The sequence below is a fragment of the Sphingomonas sp. BK069 genome, from assembly GCF_014193405.1.
GTDB lineage: Bacteria > Pseudomonadota > Alphaproteobacteria > Sphingomonadales > Sphingomonadaceae > Sphingomonas.
This window is the reverse complement of sequence record NZ_JACHZH010000004.1, coordinates 180,801-202,706: the sequence shown is the minus strand read 5'-3', so window position 1 is coordinate 202,706 and position 21,906 is coordinate 180,801. Positions and strand designations below refer to the sequence as shown.

Sequence of the window (21,906 nt, the reverse complement as noted above, 5' to 3'; positions counted from 1 at the left end):
TCCTAGCCGAAGAGAGCGGCGGGCGCGGTGTCGCCGAGGAGGGCGGCGCAGCCGGCCCACAGGATGACGGTGAGCGCAACGTCGAATAGCCCGCGATGCCAGACGAAGCGGTAGAGGCCGAGCCGCGCCAGCGCCCAGCCGATCGTTTCCGCCGCGACGAAGGCCAGCACCGCGGCGAGCAGCAGCGGGTGGACGTACACGCCCGCCAGGTCGATCTCGCCAGTCATGCCGCCGCCCTCGCGTGGTCGAGCCCGCGGGCGGCGGGGAAGAAGTTGCGGCGCAGCCCGGTCAGCGCGGCGAGCCGGTCGCGCGGGGCGGGCGCCTCCGCCAGCGCCGTTGAGATCGCCGCGTCAAGCCGCGCGAGCAGCGCCGCGTCAGGTGCGGCCACCTCGCCGCGGGCGCGGGCGCGGTAATGCGCCGCGACGTCGGCGCGCAGCGCCGCGAGGGTGTCATCGGCGGTGTCGTTGGCGGGAGCGAGCTGCGCCAGGTTCACGCCGACGCGGAGTTCGCGCAGTGCGGCCATGCCGGCGTCGCGGTCGCCCTGCTCGAGGTCGCCGACCCGCGCGCCGAGCAGCCCGACGCGGTCGAGCATGCGGCTCCGCCACGCCGGCAGCGGGGCGCGGCCCGGGCGCGCGGCCAGCTCGACGAGCTCGCGCCAGCCGGCGCGGCGCAGCCGGCGCAGCGCAGCGCCCGCGCCGAGGCTCCGGCACAGCCGTGTCGCCACCATCGCCGCGGCGACGCCGGCGAGCTGCGCGACGCTGCCGTTGAAGAAGCCGGCCGCGTCGGCGGTGAAGCTGTTGGTCAGCGCCAGCCCGCCCGCGAGCCCGATCAGCAAGGGCATCATCCGCCCGTACCAGCGCGGCAGTGCCATCAGCACGCCGGGCACCAGCAGCGCGGGCGCGAGCAGCAGCGCGAGCGTCTCGAAGCTGTGTACCAGCGGCAGCAGCGCGAACAGGTAGAGCGCGACCAAGGGCAGTGACGCGACCGTCCAGATCAGGAAGCCGCGCTGCGCCGGCACCGGATCGTCCATCGTGGCGAAGAAGCAGCATACCACCGCCGCGATCATCGCCGCGACCGCTCCCTCAGGCCAGGCGGTCATGATCCAGAAGCCGCAGCAGGCGAGGATCGCGGCGAAGGTTGCGACGGCGGAGAGCAGCGCGAGCGGCAGGTCGCGGTGGAGCGGCCGCTGTCGCCGCTCGCTCAGCAGCGCGAGCACCCGCTCCGGCGGCGCGGCGTCGGGAGCGATCGCCTGCGCCGCGACGAGTCGCGCGGTGTCGAGCGCCTCCACCAGCTCGCGCAGCCGGTCGAGCAGATTGGCGATCAGCAGCTCGCGCCAGTCCGTGGGTGTCAGCGCCGCGGCGAGCGCGTCGGCGCGCGCCACCAGGCTAGCCGGCTCGTGCGCGTCCGCGTCGCTCGCCCAGCCGCGGATATCGTCGACCAGCGCGGCCACCTCGGCCGGCACCTCACCCTCGACGGCGATCGCGCGGAGACGGTCCTCGACCGCGGAGACGAGCGGCAGCAGCAGCACGAACCGGTCCTGCAGCGCGCTCAGCAGCGCGCGGGTGGGGCGCGCGGCGGCGGTGTCGAACGGGACATGCGTCGCCATGACGTGCAGCTCGGTGACGTCCGCGGCGAGACGACGGCGCTCCTGATCGGCGCGCTCCGTCGGGGCCGGGGCGAGTGCGTCGGCGATCCAGCGCTCGGCCTCGGTCAGCAAGGTCCGCACGCGCGCGCCGAGCAGCGCGGTGACGCTGCGCGGCCAGATCGCGGCGTGGACGAGCGCGGCGCAGGTCACGCCGATGCCGATCTCCTGCGCGCGCAGCACCGCGACGTCGAAGATCGCCTCGGGATGGCCGACGGTCGGGAAGCCGACCAGCGCCGCGGTATAGCCAGCGAGCATGAAGAGGTAGGAGCGCGGCGTGCGATCGAGCAGCGAGACGAACTGGCACGCCGCCACCCAGCCGGCGAGCGCGAGCGAGAGCAGCAGCGGGGCGCCCACCAGCAGCGGCACCATCACCACCGCCGCGCTCGCGCCGACGAGGGTGCCGATCAGGCGGAACACTGCCTTGGAGCGGACCGCGCCGCTCAGCGGCTGGCTGGTGATATAGACGGTCGCCATCGCCCAGAACGGGCGCTCGAGCCCCAGCGCGAACGAGACGTACAGCGCCAGCATCGCCGCCGCGAAACAATTGGCCGAGAACACGACCTCGCGCAGACCCACGCGCATCGGATCAGGTCGCGTCCGCCGCGGCCAGCGCGTGGGCGAGCCGCTCGAGCACCTTGCTGGCCACGGCGATCTCGGCGGGATCGATCCCGGCGAACAGCGCCGTGCGGATCTCGGCCGAGCGCGCCTCCGCCGCCGCGGCCAGCGCGCGGCCCGCGTCGGAGAGATGGAGCGTCTTGGCGCGCTTGTCGGCGGGATCGGCGCGACGCTCGGCGAGCCCCGCACGCTCGATCTGGTCGAGCATCGGGACGACCGTGGGCGGCTCGACCCCGAGCTGCTCGGCCAGTGCACCCTGGCGTACTCCATCCTCCATCCGCCCGAGGAGCATCACCGCCAGCGCGGAGGAGTGCGAAAGCGAGAGAGCGGCCAGTTCACGGTCGAGATGGCGGCGGTAGGCGCGCGCCAGCGGGACGAGCAACGTGGTGAGCTGACGCTCGGGCGGAGACGACCTAACGGGCATACCTGTTAGTTAGCTATCTATCTATTTTAACGCAAGAGGTCGCGTCGGCGTTGCGGTAAACCTCTGCTCGAGCTCTCCCCGCGCCTCCAGCTCTTGCCGGTGACGCGGGGCGCGCCTCTGCCGGACAGATGAGGTCAGGCCGCGGCCAAACGCATGGCGGTCTCACGATAGTCGTGCAGCGGGCGGCCGAGCAGCTGGGTCAGCCGCTCGCGATCGCCCTCGTGCGGGATCATGCCGTCGCTGACGTAGCGCTCCGCCATCAGCCGCATCTCATAGGCAGTCCAGCGCGGCATGAAGGACGCCATGTTCTGCTCGAAGCCGCTCGGATCGTCGCCGCCGTATACGACGGGGCGGCCGAGCACGTCGGACCAGATCGCCGCGACATCGGCGCCCGTCAGCGTCTGCGGGCCGACCAGGTTGATGGTCTCGGGCGGCAGCTTCGCGGGCGCGCGCTCGCGGCGGATCAGCTCGATCGCGGCGACCTCGGCGATGTCACGCGCGTCGACCATCGCCACGCCCTTGCCGCCGATCGGCATGGGGTAGACGCCGTGCTGCAGGATGACGTCCTTCACCATCGCCTCGTTGTCGATGAAGTAGGTCGGGCGCAGGATCGTCGCGCCCGCGTCCGTCGCTGCCAGCATCCGCTCGGCGCCCGACTTGACCGCGAAGTGCGGGACGTTGACCGCCTCGTCGGCGCCGAACACAGAGAGATAAACGATGCGATCGATCCCGGCCTCGCGCGCGAGGTTGAGCGTGATGATCGCCTGGGTGAATTCATCCCCTGTGACGGCGTTGAGCAGGAACAGGGTGCTGATGCCGCCGAGCGCGGCGCGCAGAGAGTCGATGTCGAGCAGGTCGCCTCTCACCACCTCGACCGCGGCGGGGAAGCTCGCCTTGGCGGGATCGCGTGTGAGAACGCGGACGTCGGAGTCGCGGGCGAGCAGCTGATCGACGACGTGCTGGCCGACGCGGCCAGTGGCACCGATGACGAGAATGGTCATGAGGGGTCTCCTTCGTGTGTCGTGTTGACGAAGGCGAAGATGTCCGTTCCGTGAGGGAGCGAATAGGCACGCAATTTAGATATGGTGTTCCGCTGGCGAGACGATTCCCGTTTTGGCGGTGCTACGCCTGACCCACCTCGTCTGCATCGTCCGCGTGCTCCGGCGAACGCCGCAGCCCAGAGTCGCCGACGCCGACCGTCACGGCGCTGGCTTCGGCGCGTGCGGGCGCGCTTCGACTTGGATGGGTCAGGTTCTAGGCAGGGCCGCTGCGCTCATACCTCACGCCACGGCGCTAGACGGGTCGATCGCGACGAGCGCTCACCACTGCCGGCGGAAGCCGCGGATCGCCACCACGGAGTCGCGCCGGGCACGCTGCGTCGTGGCGCTGGGGGCGGTCGCTTCCGTCTGAGGAGCGGGATCGACTATCATGCTCGCCATGGGTTCGGGCTGAGGCGCGGCCGGCGCCGAGATCGCGATCGCCGCCGGCTCCACCGCGCCGATCATACGGTCCGTCAGTACCACGGCAGGTCGGCGGGTTACCTCCACGTCGGCAGGCCGATCGAGGGGGCGTGGGACCCGGACGGCCACGGCGGGCAGCGGCGTGGGTCGCGTGATCGAGCGAGGACGGGTGGCGGGTGTCGCCGGGACGGCGGTCGATGCGACGGGCACAGACGCGATGCTGACCGGCGCGCTTCCGACGCTCGTGGCATCCGCGCGCTGGCTCGGCACCGTCGCTCGGACGCGCGAAGGATCGGGAGCGTCGTCGCGGGCGAGAGTCAGGAAGGCGAGGCCGGCGATCGCGCCCACCGCGGCGAGACCGAGCGTCGCCGAGGCCCGGCGCGATCGCGCGAGCGAGCGGGCGACGCCGCGCGGCGACGACGCGGTACGGCCGTTTGCGTCGTCGGTCGCGGCGGTGGGCTCCCCCAGCACCGACAGCAGCGCGGCGTCGAGCAGTTCGTCGTCGAAGGCAGCGGGCGGGCGGGTCACCATGCAGCCACCGTCTGCCGATGCTCGGCTGCCTCTCCGCGCTCCACCGCCACCGGCGCGGCCGCACCCGTCGCCTGCAGGAACCAGCGTTCGCCGCGTTCCAGACCCATGGCGGTGAGGCGACCGGTGCGATACGCGCCGGTGTCGAGCCCGACGCGGTTGCCACGCACCTCCGGGCCGTCCTCCACGATGGTGTGCCCGTGCACGACGGTAGCGCCGTGATCCTCGTCGTAATCGAGGAAGTCCTCGCCGATCCACAGCAGGTCGCGCGGCACTTGACGTTCCAGCGCGACGCCGGGCCGGACGCCCGCGTGGACGAACAGATGATCCTCGTGGCGCAGCGTCAAAGGCAGCTGCGTCAGCCAGTCGATCACGTCGCGGCCGACCAGTTGCGCCGCCGCGCGGAGCTCGCGGATCCCTGGCATGTCGTCGGTGAGCGCGGGCGAGGCACCCCAGCTCAGCAGCGTCTCGCGACCGCCGAAGTCCAGCCACGCGCGATAGGCCCAGAGGTCACCGCGGAGCGCGTGCACCATCATCTCCTCGTGATTGCCTCTCAGAACGGTGAACCGCGAATTGAGCTGGCTCAGCCGCATGCAGCCGCGCACCAGCCGCGCGCTGTCGGGACCGCGATCGACGATGTCGCCGAGCAGGACGATCCGAGTCACGGTCGGCGCACGTGCGGCATGGTCGCGCTCGATCGTACGCATCAGCGCGCGGAATAGATCGAAGCGACCGTGCACGTCGCCGATCGCGTAGATCCGTCCCGGCTCGTTCGCGTGATCGCCGCCCGTCACTCGCTCGCTACCCCTGTGCTGGCGCGCTCACTCGCGCGCTCGTGACAATCCCACCGACACGGCCAGACCCGCCGAGAAGCTGGCCGCACCGCGCGATAGCCCTGCGGTGGTGAACCCCGTCAGCCGCAGCGGTGTTCCCGCGAGCCGTGTCGAAGCGCCGGCGAACAGCTCGTGCGCGTCCTCGACCAGGCGAGTCGCCGCGCGCGCATAATGGTAGGAGGTCAGCAGATAGGCGTCGCGCCCGAGCGCGAACGAGGCGCCCGCCGAAGCCGCCGGGCCGTCGCGCAGTTCGTACTGCGCGGTGTCGCCGAGGAAGCGATAGGTCACCGAGACGAACGGCGTCACCGCGCCGATCGGCAGCGACGCGTCGGCGCCGACGGCATAGTCGTTCTCCCCGCTGGACAGGCCGCTGCGCTGCGATGCGGTGTTGATCTTGGCGCGCCCCGACAGCTCGATCTCCACCGGACTGCCCGCCGGCGCGATCGTGTAGGCGGCGCCGAGCGTGAGATCGCCGATGCCCTCGGCCGTGCGCTTCACCGCGGATGTATTGGGCGCGACGAGCACCGGCGTGGCGTCGATCCCGGTGAAGACGGTAGAACGGCTGCGGATCCGCATCCACGGCAGCGAGGCCGAGAGCGTTAGGTCGTTCAGGCGAAACCGCGCGCCGAGCGCTGAGCTCCAGATCGTCGTCGTCGAGCCGGTACCGAAATCGCCCTCGCCGTAGATGCCGCCCAGCGACACGTCGACGGTGGCGTCGTCGCGGTCGAGCCGCTCCATCGCCTGCGGCACGGTGGCAGCGGAGACGGTCGCGTTCGCGCTCGACGGCGAGATCGCGCTGGTGGCGTCGTAGCGCACGGCCCGCTCGGGCGGTTCGAGGACCTGCGCCGCCGCGGGCAGGGCGAGTGTGGAGAAAGCGAGCGCGGCGAGGGCCGCTCTGTCATGGATCATCGGGCTCTCCCTGAGGCCGGCGTCACGGTGCCCGTCACCGCGCAGGAAGTGGCGGCACCGAATGGTTAATCAGCGCCTTACGCGATTAGGCCGGGAGGGAAACAGCGTTGATCGCGTGTCAAAAAGTGAACGGCCGGGCGAGTGAGACGAGCACGGATCCGAACGTGACGCCGTGCGTGGCGCTCGCTCTGTAGCAGGCTGCAAGCTGCGTGGCGCCGGCGCGGTCGCTCGCTCGTCAAGACGCATGTCTCGACGGCGGTCGCTCGCTCGATGTTTATGGTTCGTTTTGAGACAGTGACCTGCGCGTCGCTGCGGCAGCGATGCGCCTGCGGGATGGAGCGCTGGTTACCGCAGGATACCAACGCTGGTTAAGGTGGGTCTTTAGAGAAGGTAGATAGTTGCCGCGCATGAGGAAGTTATGGCGCGTTTGATCCACCGGCTGCGGCAGCTGCGACACAAGGACGAGCGGATCACCGCGGCGGTGCGGGCCACGTTGGTCGAGTCGCTCTATGCCTCGCCGCAGTCGCTGGTGATCGGCGCGCTGACCAGCAGCGTGATCGCCACTGTGGTGGCCGCGGTCAGCCGCGACCGCTGGCTCGCCGGCTGCGCCGTGATGATCGGCGTGGTGGGCGTGATTCGCATCGTCGACGCGGTGCGGCTGCACCGCCAGGGGGCGGAGGCCACGGTGGGGGCAGGGGCGTCGGCGCGGCGGCAGGAGCGCGGCTACCGGCTCGGCGCGCTGAGCTACGCCGGGCTGCTCGGGCTGTTCGGGCTGCTGACGCTCACACGCACGGAGGACGGCGTGCTCCAGCTGCTCGCGGTGACCACCGCGATCGGCTACGCCGCCGGGATCGCCGGGCGCAATGCGGGGAGGCCGTCGATCGCGCTGAGCCAGCTGTGCGGTGCCTCCCTGCCGCTGGTCGTGGGACTGCTGATCGCGTTCGACCCGCTCAAGGCGGTGCTCGCGGCGGTCATCCTGCTGTTCGTCGTGGCGATGATGGAGATCACGCTGCAGACCTATGAAGCGATTCTGCGCGCGGTCGTCGTCTCGCACGAGAAAGCCGCCTTGGCCGAGCACAACGCCAATATGGCGCGGCGCGACGACCTCACCGGGCTGGCCAATCGCACCGCTTTCCGCGAGCAGTTCGAGGCGCGGCTCGCCGCCGTGGCGGCGGACGGCGGGTCGCTCGCCCTGTTGTGGCTCGACCTCGACCGCTTCAAGGAAGTGAACGACACCTTCGGGCATCTCGCCGGCAACGCGCTGCTAGTCGCGGTGGCGGAGCGGCTGCGGCGCACCTTCACCGACTGCGGCACGGTCGCGCGGCTGGGCGGCGACGAGTTCGCGATCGTCTGCGCGCTCGACAACCCCGAGCAGGCGGTCGCGATCGGGCGGCGGCTGCTCGAGGTGGTGGGAGAACCGGCGCAATGCGATGGCCACCGGCTGCGCTCCAGCGTCTCGGTCGGGGTCGCGGTGGCGCCGCGCGACGGCACGGACGCCGACACGTTGCTCAAGAACGCCGACCTCGCGCTGTATCGTGCCAAGGAGAGCGGACGCGGCCAGATGTCGCTCTACGAACCCGCGATGGACGAGAAGATCGAGCGCCGCCGCCAGCTCGCCGCCGAACTGCACGGCGCGCTGCAACGCGGCGAGTTCCACCTGGTCTACCAGCCCATCTACGACCTGGCTGGCGAGCGGATCACTTCGTGCGAGGCGCTGCTGCGCTGGACCAACCGACGCCACGGCGCGGTGTCGCCGGCCGAGTTCATCCCCATCGCGGAGGACAACGGGCAGATCGTCGCGATCGGCAACTGGGTGCTCCACCAGGCCTGCCGCACCGCGCGCGACTGGCCGGCGCATATCTCGGTCGCGGTCAATCTATCGCCGGTGCAGCTGCGCGCGAGCAACCTGCCCGCGGTGGTGATCAGCGCGCTCGACTCGACGGGACTGGCGCCGCAGCGGCTGCACCTGGAGGTGACCGAATCTGTGCTTCTTGAGGACGTCGACGCCTCGCTCGCCGCGCTCAAGGCGCTGAATCGGCTCGCGGTGAACACCACGCTCGACGATTTCGGGACGGGCTATTCCGCGCTGAGCTATCTCACGCGCTTCCCGTTCCAGACGCTCAAGATCGATCGCTCCTTCGTCACCGACCTCGATCACAGCCCGGCGTCGATCGCGATCGTGCAGACCGTGGTCGATCTCGCCGCCAAGCTGGGGATGCGGACCGTGGCCGAGGGGGTGGAAACGGCGGCGCAGCTCGACCAGCTGCGCCGCACGCGCTGCGACGCGGTACAGGGCTATCTGCTCGCGCGGCCGATGCCGGCAGACATGGTCGCCGCCATGTTCGCCGGCACGCGGCTGCGCGCGGGGAACGGCTAGGCCGCGGCGCGCTCGAGCAGTCGGGTCTGCGCGCCGGTCAGCCGACGCATCAGCTTGAGATCCGACTCGCTCAACCGCAGCGCGGCGTCGGCCCATAGGTCCACCACCGCCTCCAGCTCGGCGAGCGGCAGCGGGTTCACCGCGCGCGACGCCTCGTAGATGGCGCAATGCGCGCTGTGGCGGCGGCGATTCTGGCGGATATAGTCTTCCACCATGTCGCGGCCCGCGCCCGGCTCGGCGAGCGCGTGAACCAGGCCCATCTCGTACAGCTCCTCCGCGCGATAGGTCCGCCCGCTCAGGATCATCTGTTCGGCGCGCGCCGCGCCGAGCCGACGCGACAGGAAGCAATGCGCGCCCATGCCAGGGAACAGCCCGAACAACGTCTCGGGCAGGCCGAAGCTCGCGCCGCGTTCGGCGATGACGACGTTGAATGACAGCAGCGCCTCGAAGCCGCCGCCCAACGCGTCGCCCTCGACCAGCCCGATCGTGACGATGGGTCGGTCGAGCCCGGTCATGTTGCGGTGGAGGATCTGCACGCAGGCGCGCCCGTACCGTACCAGCGACTCGCGATCGCCCGCGCGGATATGCTGCGCGAACAAATCGAGATCCCCGCCCAGCGAGAAGACGCCGGGGAAGCGCGAGCCGAGCACGAGGTAGCGGATCGGCATGGCGCCGCTGGCGCAGGCGAGCTCGATATCGTCCTGCCAGGTGACGAAGTCGCGCAGCAGGTCCGGGTTGAAGCTGGGCCGCGTGCGCGGGTGCATATAGGTCCACAAGGTGCCCAGCGCGGGATCGAAGCTCACGTCGAGTTGGTCGAGCTGGAACAGCGGCCGCGCGCCCGAGGCAAGCGAGTCGGCGTGCTGGAGGCGGTGGTGCGGCCCGGGGACAACCGGAGGATATTCGACAGTCATGATGTTTTCCTCTTCTCGTGCAGCGCTTTGCTGCGTGAGAAGAATATCCCGGAGCGCTCGCGGATGCTGGCGTTGTTACGTGTCCCGCGATGGTCCGTCAGTCGTATTCCTGCAACGCGACCACTTCGAAGTCGAACGATCGCCATCCGCGCTGCTTCGCCGCCTCCTCCGCCGGCAGGCGTTTGGCGAGCGCCGCGCGATGCGATGATTCGTGACCCCAGAACACCTCGGTTCGGCCGTTGTGCAGCTGTGCGACGATGCGCCAGTAATGCGTCAACGGCGCCGCGGTCGGCCCGATCGTCTTGACGTAACCGTCCGCCAGCGTCGCGGTCAGGTAACGTTTCCTCTTCGCCATGGCGGGATGATGCCCCTCACTCCGAATCACGACTTCTAGATCTCGAGCTCCTGCGCACGCCGGAGCCCAGAGTCACTAACGTCGACGGTCGTCCAGCCGGGCTCCGACGCACGAGGAACGCGGCCGGGTCGCGGACGAGCCGCTCTGGACAGCACCGGCGCGGGCGCCTATCGCGCGCGCCTTCGCGGCCTCTTCCGGGTTTCCGGCCGCGGACACGTCTCCGAGCCCGCGAGAAGGAACCTCCTCATGGCGTGGCTCATCCTCGGCGTTGCCGTGGTCACAGAGATCATCTGGGCGTTGAGCCTGAAATGGGCGGCGATGCGCCCTGGGGTACTCGTCTCGACGATCCCCATCGCGCTGAGCTTCGTCAACATGGGGCTGCTCGCGCTGGCGATGCGCGGCCTGCCCGCGGGCACCGCTTATGCGGTGTGGACGGGGTTGGGCGCGGTCGGCGTGACGCTGCTCGGCGTAGTGCTGTTCGGCGAGACGCTCAACCTGGCGCAGGTCGGCTTCATCGTGCTGATCATCATCGGCGTCGTCGGCACCAAGTTCTTCGCGACGGCCTGAGTATCAATCTTCGCGCTGCGGCGGGATCCAGGCAGGTCGCGGCGCCAACTGCTGCCGTTGAACGTCGCCGCGCGATCACGCCCGCGGGACGGCCGTACGCAACGGAGGCTTCCCCCGCGAGTTCCTAACCCATATTAGGGATTTTGCGGCTTCGACTCGATCGCCGCTGGGGGACATCGAGACTTTGCCCGACTTCAAGGAAGAGGCGCGGATCATCCGTGAGCTGGTGCGCGCGGGGAACGGGCCCGACCCGTTCTCCTCGGCCGTGCGCACCACGCGCATGCCGATGCTCATCACCAACCCGCGCCAGCCGGACAACCCTATCGTCTTCGCCAACGCCTCGTTCGCGCGGCTGACCGGTTATGACCGCGCCGAGATCATCGGCAAGAACTGTCGCTTCCTTCAGGGCCCGGCGACCGACCGCGGCGAGGTGGCCCGGCTGCGCGCCGCGATCGACCTGCGCAAGCCGATCGAGCTCGAGCTGCTCAACTATCGTAAGGATGGCACCACCTTCTGGAACCGCCTCCTGGTCTCGCCGGTGTTCAGCGACGACGGCGTGCTGACCTTCTACTTCGCCTCGCAATATGATGTCACCGAGGAGCGCGAGCGGCTTGCCCGACTGAAGCGCGACCGCGACGAGCTGGAGGCGGAGGTGGCGCGCCGCACCGCCGAGCTACAGGCGAGCGAGCAGCGGCTGCGGCTGGCGCTGGAGGCGGGGCGGCTCGGCACGTGGAGTCTCAATCTTGAGACGCGCCACCTGATCGCCTCGGACAGCTGCAAGGCGATCTGCGGCCGCCGCCCTCACGACTCGCTCAGCTTGGAGGAGTTGCAGGCGACGATCCACCCGGACGACCGCGCGATGCAGGCCGGCGCGATCGAGCGCGCGATCACCGAGGGCACGATGCTCGACGCGGAATACCGCCTCATCCTGCCCTCGGGGGAGGAGCGCTGGGTGCAGGTGCGCGGCCAGGCCAACCACCGCGCCGACGGCACACCGATCGCGCTGGTCGGCACCACGCAGGACATCACCGAGCGTCGGCGCGACCAGGGCCATCGCGCGTTGCTGGCGCGCGAGCTCAGTCACCGTGTGAAGAACACGCTCACCTCGCTCCAGGCGGTAGTGGCGCAGACGATCCGCCGCGCCAGCTCGCTCGAGGACGCGGGCGAGACGATCGCGGCGCGTATCCAGGCGATGGCCGCCGCCAACGAGTTGCTCGTCAGCGAGGCTTTCGCCAGTGCCTCGGTGCGCGACCTGCTCGAGCGTACGCTGGCGCCGTTCGGGATCGAGGATGGCCAGCGCTTCGTGCTGAACGGCCCCGCGCTGAACCTGCCGCCGCACCTTGTCGTGGCCTTCGCGCTGGCGCTGCACGAGCTCGCCACCAACGCGACCAAATATGGCGCGCTCTCCAACGCCGCGGGCGTGGTGGAGGTGACGTGGGAGCTGATCGATCGCGCCACTCCGGCGCTGCTGCGGCTCAGCTGGATCGAGCGCGCGGGCCCCCCGGTGGTCGCGCCCGAGCGCAGCGGCTTCGGCACGCAGCTGATCCGCCGCGTGCTCGCGAGCGACGCGGGGGGCAGCGCCGATATCGATTATCGACCCGAGGGCGTGGTGTTCACCGCGGTGCTGCCGCTATCGCTCGACTAGGACGGGCAGCGACGAAAGGAGCCCTTCTGCCCCGCCCTTCTGAGGACTCCTCCGCGAAGCGGCGTGCCGTCGCGGACACCTGGGTAATGGGCGATGACACAGGCGCGAGCATGCGAGACGGCGGGGTAAGTGGTGCGTGCGACGGTGCGTGTGCCGCGTCGCGCGGGATCGGGTCAGCCGCGTGTCGATACCGCCTCGACCGCCAGCCACTCTTCCAGGCGGCGCTTGGTGACGAGCAGCGACCGCGCCCGCTTGTCTGTTCGCGCTGAGAAGCCCTGAGCTTGTCGAGGCGGCGCCTCAACAGACACCCTCACCGCGTGGCAAGAATGCTTTGAGGCGAAGCTTCGACGACCTCAGCGTTGCCTAAGTGCTAGCGGTATCGGGAGCGGCAGAGCGTCTTTGCGGGTGACTTCCATCGCCGGAGAAGCGTCGGCTCATGGCAGCGCCGGCTGAAGAGGCCCACCCGCGCCATTCCGACCCAAGACGAACCGAAATTTACTGCGCGCGCGCTGGTAGGCGGCCGGTCAACCATCCTAGGGCTTGGCGCGGATGAGTATACCGAATCACCGCGCCGGCGCCGAGTGGCGCGCGGGATGGCCGCTCGTGCTGGGCGGGCTGGTCGGCATGGGTGCGGGACCTGGGCTGTTCCAGAACATCTCCAGCCTGTTCATCCCCGGACTGATCGCCGAGTTCGGCTGGACGCGCGGCGAGATCGCCACCGCCGCGGGGGTGGGGCTGCTCGGCTGTGTGGCCATCCCGTTCTTCGGCCGCGCCACCGACCGCGCCGGGCCGGTTCCGGTCATCGCCTTCTCGCTGCTGCTGCTCGGCGCCACCTATCTTTCCTTCACGCGGCTGGCGGGCGAGCTGTGGCATTATCAGGTGATGGTGCTGTGTCTCGCGCTCGGCGTGCCCGGTACCAGCGCGGTCGCGTACGGGCGGCTGATCGCGACCCGCTTCGTCGCGCATCGGGGGCTGGCGCTCGGCGTCGCCACCTCCGGCCTGTCGGTGACCACCCTGCTGATGCCGCCGCTCGTCGGGGCGGCGATCACGCGAGAGGGCTGGCGCGGCGGCTTCGTCGTTCTCGCTTTCTATGTCGTGGCGGTGGCGCTGCCACTGACCCTGCTCGCGCTGCGCCGCGTCGGACCGGTCGCGCCGCTGGACACGGCAGGCGGCCCCAGCGCGCGCGCGGCGCGGCGGGAGGGGCGCTTCTGGCGGCTGGGGCTGACCGCCTTCTGCGTCAATTTCGCGACGGTCGGGCTGGTGACCCAGCTCGTGCCGCTCGGGCTCGAGCGCGGGCTGGGCGAGATCGAGGCGGCGCTGCTCGTCACCGCCTTCGGCAGCGCGCAGCTGGTCGCGCGCGTCGCGATCGGCGCGCTGGTCGACCGGCTCGCGCCGCACCGCGTCGCCGCCGCGGTGGCGCTGCTGTCGGCGGCCGGGTTCGCGCTGCTCGAGCTGCGCGCGCCCGGTCTCGCCGCCTTATGGCTGATCGTCTTCCTCGCCGGGCTGATGAACGGCGCGGAGAACGACCTGCTGCCCTTTTTCGCGGCGCGGCTGTTCGGGGTCGGTGCGTACGGTGAGACGTATGGCTCGTTGCTGGTGATCGCCCTGCTCGGCACCGCGGCCGGCGTGGTCGGCTTCGGGCGACTGCGCGACGCGACCGGCGCCTATGATCTCGCGCTCGCGCTCGGCGTCGGGGCGATGGTGGCGGCGGCGCTGCTGTTTCTCTCGCTGCGCCCGCGCGCAGACGGCTGAGCGATGCTCGATCGGCGCCGCCACCCGCCCGGGCTCGCCTTCACGAGCTGGCGCGCGCGCGACGGTTGGGCCTTGCGCGCCTATGACTGGCCGGCGCCGGCGTCGCGCGGGCGGCTGCTGTTCCTCGGCGGACGCGGCGATTTCGCCGAGAAATATCTGGAGGCGATGGCGCATTGGCGCGGGCGCGGGTGGAGCGTCACCGGCTTCGACTGGCGCGGCCAGGGCGGTTCGGGGCGGGTCGGGCGTGACCCGCTAGTCAACCATCTCGACAGCCTCGATCCGCTGCTCGACGATCTGGCCGAGTTCGTCGCGGCGCGGCCGGCGCAGGTTGCGGTGGCGCATTCGATGGGCGCGCACCTGCTGCTCCGCCTGCTCGCCGAGAAGCGCGCGCGCTTCGACGCCGCTGTGCTGTCGTCGCCGATGCTGGGACTGCGCGCCGGCCCGCTCGGCACGCCGGCGATCGCGGCGCTCGCCGCCGCGGCGGCGCGCACCGGCCGCGGCGAGCGGCGCGTGTGGGAGGGCGACGCGGGCAACGTCGGCGGGCGGATGACCTCCTGCCCCGAACGCCAGGCCGACAAGGTCTGGTGGAAGACGAACCATCCCCAGATCGCCTCGGGCGCACCGAGCTGGGGCTGGACTCGCGCCGCCTGTGCCTCGATCGCGAAGCTGCGCCCCGCCGCACTCGCCGCGGTGGACACGCGCGCGCTGCTGCTGGTGTCGCGGCGCGACCCGATCGTGTCGCCGCGCGCGGTGGCACGCGCCGCGCGCATCCTGCCGCTCGGCCAACTCGAGCTGCTGCCCGGCCGCGGCCACGAGCTGCTGCGCGAGGCCGACCCGATCCGCGAGCGCGTGCTGGCGCGGATCGACCAGTTCCTCGGCTGAGAAGGGCGCCATTTCGCTTCCGTTAGGGGGGCGCCGTGCCTATATGCCCGCTATGGCAGAACAGCAGAATTCCAGCGAGTACGGCGCCTCCTCAATCAAAGTGCTGAAGGGTCTGGACGCGGTGCGCAAGCGTCCCGGCATGTACATCGGTGACACCGACGACGGCTCGGGCCTCCACCACATGGTGTTCGAGGTGAGCGACAACGCGATCGACGAGGCGCTCGCCGGCCATTGCGACCGCATCGACATCACGCTCAACGCCGACGGCTCGGTCTCGGTCACCGACAACGGTCGCGGCATCCCGACCGGCATCCACCCCGAGGAGGGCGTCTCCGCCGCCGAGGTCATCATGACCCAGCTTCACGCCGGCGGTAAGTTCGAGAACACCAGCGACGACAACGCCTACAAGGTGTCGGGCGGGCTCCACGGCGTCGGCGTGTCGGTGGTCAACGCGCTCAGCGAGTGGCTCGACCTGACGATCTGGCGCGACGGCGAGGAGCATTACATGCGCTTCGCCCACGGCGACGCAGTCGCGCCGCTCAAGGTGGTCGGCACGGCCGAGGGGATGAAGGGAACGCGCGTCACCTTCCTTCCCTCGCCCGACACGTTCAAGATCACCGAGTTCGACTTCGACAAGCTCGAGCATCGCTATCGCGAGCTCGCCTTCCTCAACTCGGGCGTGCGGCTGTTCCTCACCGACGCGCGGCACGAGGAGCCCAGGCAGGTCGAGCTGTTCTACGAAGGTGGCATCGCCGCCTTCGTGAAGTGGCTCGATCGCAACAAGCAGCCTTTGTTCCCCGACCCGATCTCGGTGGCGGGCATGCGCGACCAGATCGGCATCGAGGTCGCGCTGGAGTGGAACGACTCTTATTACGAGAACGTCCTGGCGTTCACCAACAACATCCCGCAGCGCGACGGCGGCACGCATATCGCCGCCTTCCGCGCCGCGCTGACCCGCACGCTCAACAGCTACGCCGAAAAGTCGGGGCTGCTGAAGAAGGAGAAGGTCAGCCTCACCGGCGACGACATGCGCGAGGGGCTCACCGCGATCGTCTCGGTGAAGCTGCCAGACCCCAAGTTCAGCTCGCAGACCAAGGACAAGCTGGTCTCGTCCGAGGTGCGCCAGCCGCTCGAGAGCCTGATGGCCGACAAGATGGCCGAGTGGCTCGAGGAGAATCCGCAGCACGCCCGCTCGATCGTCGGCAAGATCATCGACGCCGCCGCGGCGCGCGAGGCCGCCAAGCGCGCGCGCGAGCTGACCCGGCGCAAGGGCGTGATGGACATCGCCTCGCTCCCCGGCAAGCTGGCCGACTGCCAGGAGCGCGATCCCGCCAAGTCCGAGCTGTTCCTCGTCGAGGGTGATTCCGCCGGCGGCTCGGCCAAGCAGGGACGCGACCGCCACTTCCAGGCCATTCTCCCGCTGCGCGGCAAGATCCTCAACGTGGAGCGGGCGCGCTTCGACCGGATGCTGGGCTCGAAGGAGATCGGCACGCTGATCCAGGCGATGGGCACCGGCATCGGGCGCGACGACTTCAACCTCGCCAAGCTGCGCTATCATAAGATCGTCATCATGACGGACGCGGACGTCGACGGCGCGCACATCCGAACCTTGCTGCTGACCTTCTTCTACCGCCAGATGCCCGAGATCATTGAGCAGGGGCATCTCTACATCGCGCAACCGCCGCTCTACAAAGCGACGCGTGGACGGTCGGAGGTCTACCTCAAGGACGATGCCGCACTGGACGAGTATCTCGTCGACGCGGGGCTCGGCGCGATGGCGCTCGACCGCGGCGCGGAGGCGCTGACCGGCGCGCACCTGCGTCCGCTGGTGGAGCATGCGCGCCGGATGCGCACGCTGATGCGCTACGTGCCGCGTCGCTACGATCCCGTGATCATCGAGACGCTCGCGCTCGGCGGCGCGCTCGCCCCCGAGCTGACGCGCGAGGCGCGCGCCGACGCCGTGGCCGAGGTGACCCGCCGGCTCGACCAGGGCGACAGCGAGGCCACCTGGAGCGCGCGGCTGACCGACGAGGGCGGCATCCACTTCGAGCGGCTGTGGCGCGGCGTGACCGACCACCATATCGTCGAGCCGGCGTTCCTCGCCTCGGCCGAGGCGCGCAAGCTCCACACGCTCGCCGCCGAGCAGGCCGAGAACTTCGCGCACGCCTCCAAGCTGGTGCCGGTCAAGGGCGCGGCGGTCGAGACCCCGGCGGACGCGGTCGCGACCGACGAGGAGGGCGAGGAGACGGTGACGGTCGGGCGCGGCGAATCGCTCGTGGCGCGTCCGTCGCAGCTGCTCGACGCGATCCTGGCGGCGGGGCGGAAGGGGTTGGCGATCCAGCGCTACAAGGGGCTCGGCGAGATGAACGCGGAGCAATTGTGGGAGACCACGCTCGATCCGTCGAACCGCTCGATGCTCAAGGTCGCGATCGATCAGGCCGACGTGGCGGACGAGATCTTCACCCGGCTGATGGGCGACGTGGTCGAGCCGCGCCGCGAGTTCATCCAGGAGAATGCGCTGAGCGTCGCCAACCTCGACGTCTGAGGGGCGCGGCGCCGCGCCGCGGTGCGTCAGCAGGACGCAGAGTGCGGGGTCGTGCTCCGGCGCAAGCCGGCGCACGAGGCCGCGTCGCTCATGCTCGCCACCTTGGCTCCTGCCGTGCAGTAGTCCGCTGTGGTCTGATCCACCCCGTGGAACCGTGCTCCGGCGAACGCCGGAGCCCAGAGCCGCTGCCATGACTCTCGTCGTTCTGGGTCCTGCGTGCGCGGGAGCACTCCTCTGGTTCACACCAGGTCGATCATACGCTATTGCTTCAAACGACAGAGATTATCCGGCTCCCGCGGCGGGCAAAGCGCAGCCGCCGTTTCTGCGCTGCTGATCCCGTGACAAGTAAAAATGACCCCGGCGCCAGTGCATAACTACCAGGAAACAATCTAGGTTAACGTGGTTCTTCCTTTAACAGGGGAGGTGCACCATGAGACCATTGATTTCCGCCGGGCTGTGCTTGGCGCTTCTCGGCGCGACATCGGCGTGCGTCGATCCGTCGGCGCGCATCGCCTCGTCGCTCCAAGGTTACGGGTTCGCGCCCGACCAGTCGACCTGTGTCGGCGAGCACCTCGAGAAGAACCTGTCGCTCGGCCAGCTGCAGCAGCTCGGCCGCGCCGCGCGCGCCGCGCGCGAGGGCGACACCACGCCCGGCCGCCTCACTGTGGGCGACTTCGTCCGCGTCGCGGGTCAGGTGAAGGACCCCAAGGTGCCGCTCGAGGTCGCCCGTGCCGCCGCTGGCTGCGGCATCGTCGCCGCGCCACCCGCGCTCTGACGCGGTCTTACTCTATGGTAGGGGATCCACACCCATGAATGACGTCACTTACGCGGGCGGCCAGGTGGTCTCGAACGGCCGGGAGCTCGGCTCTCGTCTGCTCTACTACGCCGAGGAATGGGGTCCGCGCCTCCTCGCGGCGCTCGTCATCCTGCTGATCGGCTGGCTCGCCGCGCGCGCAGTAAAATGGGCGGTGGCCAAGCTGGTCAACCGCACCCCGCTCGCGCGGCACGCCAATGCCGCCAGCCTCGGCGAGCGCCACCCCGACAGCATCGGCGTCCAGGTCGGTGACGCGGCCTACTGGGTCGTGCTGCTGATCGCGCTGTTCCTCGCGGCCCAGCCGCTGGGGCTGACCGGCGCGACCGGGCCGCTGGGCGACATGCTGCGCGGCTTCGGCCAGGCGGTGCCGCATATCATCGGCGCCAGCCTGATCTTCTTCCTCGGCTACGTGCTCGCCAAAGTGGCCCGCAAGGCGGTCGAGGCGGTGGTCACCGCCAGCCACGTCGAGCGCTTCTCCACCAGCCTCGGCGACAGCGCCCCGGCCGACCCGTCGATGCTGCCGCGCACGCTCGGCGCAATCGTGTTCGCGCTGATCATCATCCCGGTCGCGATCGCCGCGCTGGACACGCTCAACATCGCCGCGATCTCTCAGCCCGCCACCGCGATGCTGCGGCTGATCCTGGACGCGATCCCGCACGTCATCGCTGCCGCGCTGATCCTCGCGGTGGCCTATGCTATCGGCAAGTTCGCGTCACGGCTGCTGACCCAATTCCTCGGCACCACCGGCTTCGACCGAGCGATCGGCGCCACCGGCCTGTGGTCGCAGACGACCGCGAGCGAGCTGGGCGCGGCGCGCGCCGATCTCCGTCCGTCCGCGCTGATTGGCAAAGGCGCCTTCGTCGCAGTACTGATCTTCGGCCTGATGGAGGCGTTCCGCCAGCTCGACTTCGCTTACGGCTCGCGCATCATGGCCGAGGTGCTGGCGTTGTTCGGCCAAGTGGTGTTCGGCGCGATCATCATCTTCGCCGCGGTGATCATCGCGCGCCTCGTCGCTCGCGTGATCGGGAGCCAGGGCCAGAGCGGCGCACGCGCCGCGGCGCCGCTGGTGCGGGTCGCGATCATCGTGCTCGGTACCGCGATCGGGCTGCGCTTCATGGGTCTCGCCGACGACATCATCAACATGGCGTTCGGGCTGCTGCTCGGGGCGGTCGCGGTGGCGGCGTCGCTCGCCTTCGGCCTCGGCGGTCGCGAGGCAGCGGGGCGGATCGTCGCGCGGCTGCTCGAGCGTGGCGCCACCGAGCGCGACCTGATGACGGCACCGACGACGCAGCGCAGCCCAGCACGGCGCACCACCTCGTTCAACCCGCAGTCCAATGAAGGAGACCAATGATGAACACCGATACGCTCGCCGGCGCCGCGACCGACCTCGGCGGCAAGATCAAGGAAAGCCTGGGCAGCGCCACCGGCGACAAAACCCTGCGCGCCGAGGGCAAGGCCGATCAGCTCGGTGGTCAGGCACGGCAGAGCTACGGCGAGGCCAAGAATGCGGTGGAGGACACGATCCGCCCCGCGATCGACTATGCGCGCCAGTTCATCCACGAGCGGCCGTTCACCGCCGCGGCGCTGGGCGGCGTGCTCGGGATCGCGCTGATCAACACGCTGCGCGGCAAGTGACAGCGCAGGGCGAGGCACCGGTCGGCGCCTCGCCCTACTCCTTTCCCGATTGCCCGCCTTTCTCCCTCTCGTCCGCGGAGAACGCCGTAACCGTCACGCTCGCACCGAGGCCTCGCCCGATCGCCGCCGCGCGGCGGCTCGCGGCCGAGGCCTTCGGCACCTTCTGGCTCGTCGTCGGCCGCTGCGGTGCGGCGGTGCTCGCGGCGGGGGCCGACGTGCCCGGCTCGATCGGGCTCGTCGGCGTCTCACTGGCGTTCGGGCTCACCGTCTTCACCATGGCCTTCGCGGTCGGCCTTATCTCCAGCGGCCACTTCAATCCCGCGGTCAGTGTCGGCCTCGCGGTGGCGGGCCGCTTCTCGCCGCGCGACCTGCCCGGCTACGTCGCGGCACAGCTCGCCGGCGCGACCCTCGGCGGCGCGGCGGTCGCCACGATCGCCTCGGGCCGTACCCGGCTTCGATCTCGTCGGGACCGGGCTCGCCGCCAAAGGCTTTGGCGCGCACTCGTCCGGCGGCTATGATCTCGCCAGCGCCTTCCTCGTCGAGGCGCTGCTCACGGCCGGTTTCCTCGTCGTCATCCTCGGCGCGACCGATGCGCGCTCGCCGGCGCCTTTCGCCCCGCTCGCGATCGGACTGGCACTGACGCTCATCCGCCTGATCTCGATCCCGGTGACCAATACCTCCGTCAACCCGGCGCGGAGTACCGGCCCCGCGCTGCTGGTCGGCCGCTGGCTCTTCGCCTACGAGGCGCGCGACCAGTCGCCCGGTCCGATCAGCGACATGCCGCTCGAACGCCTCGTCCATACCGATCGCTAGGCCACCCCGCGCTGAACCGCGCGGACGGCGGGTCGCTGCCGGCGGCATGGCGTAACGGATTGACGAGACCCGCCATTTCGTCTCCTACGGGCATTGGGGCCGGGGAGAGGACAGAATGACGCAAGCAATCCAACGACGTTCGCTGCTCGCGGGCGCTGCCATCGGCGGCATGACGCTGGCGAGCGGCGCGGCACATGCGCAGCGCACCGCCACCGCCACCGCGACCGCGACCGCGCCCGAGGTCTACGAGCTGCGCACCTATCACCTGGTGCGCGGGCCCATGCGCGAGCGGCTCGACACCTATCTGCGCGACGCCTTCATCCCCGCCGCGCGCCGCGCGGGCTGCGGGCCGATCGGTGTGTTCACGGTGGCGATCGGCTATGGCACGCCGGGGCTCCAGGTGCTGGTGCCGCACCCGACGATCGCCGACTTCGCCGCGCTGCCCGAGCGGCTCGCCGCGGACGGCCGCTACACCGCCGCGGCGGCGCCCTTCCTCGGTACCACCCCGGACGCGCCGCCCTTCGTGGCGCTCGACGTCAAGCTGATGCGCGCCTTCCCGCACTTTCCGCGGGTCGAGCTGCCCGCCGCGACCGCTGGCAACAAGGCGCGGATCTTCGAGCTGCGCACCTATTACAGCCACAGCGAGCGCGCGGGCACCACCAAGATCGGCATGTTCGACACCGGCGGCGAGATCGACATCTTCCGCCGCACCGGTCTCACCCCGGTCTTCTTCGCGCAGGACCTCACCGGCGCGCATCTGCCGAGCCTGACCTACCTGCTCACCTTCCCCGATCTGGCGACGCGCGAGCGCAGCTGGGCGACGTTCGGGTCGGACTCGGCCTGGCGCAAGCTGATCACCACGCCGGGGCTGACCGATCCCGAGATCACCTCGGCCGCCGACAACCAGATCCTCAGCCCGACCGCTTACTCGCAGATCTGAGACGGCGGCATGCCGTCGGCTTTGACGATCGCGCGCTTGATGAGGCCCGGGTCAGAAGTGTCGCGTTCGCGACGTTGTGGAGCCGTATTCGGCGAAACAATTTCTCTTCCTGCGGAGGATCGTTGCGAGATCGCGTCCACGGTGATCCACCGTTCAGCCGGCGGTGTGGCGATGTCGGATCAGCTTGGCTTCTCGGATGGACGCATGTCACCGAAGGTAGGTCGCGTGATCGGCTGGCTGAACAGCGCCCTTGGGA

Annotated in this window: 19 protein-coding genes and 1 pseudogene; 11 read left to right on the top strand and 9 right to left on the bottom strand. The window is 70.2% G+C overall.

All coding sequences use genetic code 11. The annotated features are described in order from the left end of the window. Positions 1-2: 2 nt before the first annotated feature. The 7 genes from FHY02_RS14500 to FHY02_RS14470 form a co-directional block, all read right to left on the bottom strand. Entirely contained in the window at positions 3-227 is a 225-nt protein-coding gene (locus tag FHY02_RS14500) for a DUF1656 domain-containing protein (RefSeq protein WP_183923372.1), read from the bottom strand. After that, positions 224-2,227, bottom strand: a complete 2,004-nt coding sequence (locus FHY02_RS14495; RefSeq protein ID WP_183923370.1) for an FUSC family protein — start codon at positions 2,225-2,227, stop codon at positions 224-226. Before FHY02_RS14495 ends, FHY02_RS14500 begins: the two co-directional genes overlap by 4 nt. 4 nt (positions 2,228-2,231) lie before the next feature. Continuing rightward, positions 2,232-2,684 (bottom strand): MarR family winged helix-turn-helix transcriptional regulator, encoded by a 453-nt coding sequence (locus FHY02_RS14490; RefSeq protein WP_183923368.1) that lies wholly within the window; start codon positions 2,682-2,684, stop codon positions 2,232-2,234. 134 nt (positions 2,685-2,818) lie between these two features. Further along, positions 2,819-3,685: an SDR family oxidoreductase gene (locus FHY02_RS14485; RefSeq protein WP_183923366.1), complete on the bottom strand. Its 867-nt coding sequence runs from the start codon at positions 3,683-3,685 to the stop codon at positions 2,819-2,821. A 318-nt stretch (positions 3,686-4,003) separates the two neighbouring features. Continuing rightward, entirely contained in the window at positions 4,004-4,675 is a 672-nt protein-coding gene (locus FHY02_RS14480; protein ID WP_183923364.1) for a hypothetical protein, read from the bottom strand. Next, on the bottom strand, positions 4,669-5,466 hold the full coding sequence (locus FHY02_RS14475; protein WP_183923362.1) for a metallophosphoesterase family protein: 798 nt from the start codon (positions 5,464-5,466) through the stop codon (positions 4,669-4,671). The genes FHY02_RS14480 and FHY02_RS14475 overlap by 7 nt, the downstream gene beginning before the upstream one ends. 27 nt (positions 5,467-5,493) lie before the next feature. Further along, entirely contained in the window at positions 5,494-6,414 is a 921-nt protein-coding gene (locus FHY02_RS14470; RefSeq protein ID WP_183923360.1) for a hypothetical protein, read from the bottom strand. Between the two features lie 418 nt (positions 6,415-6,832). Between FHY02_RS14470 and FHY02_RS14465 the strand changes: the two genes are divergently transcribed. Further along, positions 6,833-8,791 (top strand): bifunctional diguanylate cyclase/phosphodiesterase, encoded by a 1,959-nt coding sequence (locus FHY02_RS14465; protein ID WP_183923358.1) that lies wholly within the window; start codon positions 6,833-6,835, stop codon positions 8,789-8,791. Here FHY02_RS14465 and FHY02_RS14460 read toward each other — a convergent pair. Next, positions 8,788-9,702 carry a crotonase/enoyl-CoA hydratase family protein gene (locus tag FHY02_RS14460; protein ID WP_183923356.1) on the bottom strand — a complete coding sequence of 305 codons (915 nt, stop codon included), beginning with the start codon at positions 9,700-9,702 and terminating at the stop codon, positions 8,788-8,790. The genes FHY02_RS14465 and FHY02_RS14460 overlap by 4 nt on opposite strands. Positions 9,703-9,799: 97 nt before the next feature. Beyond that, on the bottom strand, positions 9,800-10,057 hold the full coding sequence (locus FHY02_RS14455; protein WP_183923355.1) for a hypothetical protein: 258 nt from the start codon (positions 10,055-10,057) through the stop codon (positions 9,800-9,802). 246 nt (positions 10,058-10,303) lie between these two features. Between FHY02_RS14455 and FHY02_RS14450 the strand changes: the two genes are divergently transcribed. The 10 genes and pseudogenes from FHY02_RS14450 to FHY02_RS14405 all read left to right on the top strand — a co-directional run bounded on the left by FHY02_RS14450 (position 10,304) and on the right by FHY02_RS14405 (position 21,650). Then, entirely contained in the window at positions 10,304-10,624 is a 321-nt protein-coding gene (locus FHY02_RS14450) for a multidrug efflux SMR transporter (RefSeq protein WP_183923354.1), read from the top strand. Between the two features lie 184 nt (positions 10,625-10,808). Further along, positions 10,809-12,269 carry a PAS domain-containing protein gene (locus FHY02_RS14445; RefSeq protein WP_260172906.1) on the top strand — a complete coding sequence of 487 codons (1,461 nt, stop codon included), beginning with the start codon at positions 10,809-10,811 and terminating at the stop codon, positions 12,267-12,269. Between the two features lie 549 nt (positions 12,270-12,818). Continuing rightward, positions 12,819-14,021: an MFS transporter gene (locus FHY02_RS14440; RefSeq protein WP_183923353.1), complete on the top strand. Its 1,203-nt coding sequence runs from the start codon at positions 12,819-12,821 to the stop codon at positions 14,019-14,021. A 3-nt stretch (positions 14,022-14,024) separates the two neighbouring features. Then, complete coding sequence (locus FHY02_RS14435) at positions 14,025-14,903, top strand: alpha/beta hydrolase (protein WP_183923352.1); 879 nt, start codon at positions 14,025-14,027, stop codon at positions 14,901-14,903. 52 nt (positions 14,904-14,955) lie between these two features. Beyond that, positions 14,956-17,448: a DNA topoisomerase (ATP-hydrolyzing) subunit B gene (gene gyrB / locus FHY02_RS14430; protein WP_183923351.1), complete on the top strand. Its 2,493-nt coding sequence runs from the start codon at positions 14,956-14,958 to the stop codon at positions 17,446-17,448. A 430-nt stretch (positions 17,449-17,878) separates the two neighbouring features. Beyond that, entirely contained in the window at positions 17,879-18,223 is a 345-nt protein-coding gene (locus tag FHY02_RS14425) for a hypothetical protein (protein WP_183923350.1), read from the top strand. 34 nt (positions 18,224-18,257) lie between these two features. Then, positions 18,258-19,613 carry a mechanosensitive ion channel gene (locus FHY02_RS14420; RefSeq protein WP_183923349.1) on the top strand — a complete coding sequence of 452 codons (1,356 nt, stop codon included), beginning with the start codon at positions 18,258-18,260 and terminating at the stop codon, positions 19,611-19,613. After that, the gene (locus FHY02_RS14415; RefSeq protein ID WP_183923347.1) at positions 19,613-19,897 is read left to right on the top strand and encodes a CsbD family protein; all 285 of its coding nucleotides are present in this window, start codon (positions 19,613-19,615) and stop codon (positions 19,895-19,897) included. Before FHY02_RS14420 ends, FHY02_RS14415 begins: the two co-directional genes overlap by 1 nt. Positions 19,898-20,016: 119 nt before the next feature. Next, positions 20,017-20,710, top strand: a pseudogene (aqpZ, locus tag FHY02_RS14410) (aquaporin Z). 115 nt (positions 20,711-20,825) lie between these two features. Next, positions 20,826-21,650, top strand: coding sequence for an NIPSNAP family protein (locus FHY02_RS14405; protein ID WP_183923345.1), 825 nt, complete (start codon positions 20,826-20,828; stop codon positions 21,648-21,650). Positions 21,651-21,906 lie beyond the last annotated feature (256 nt).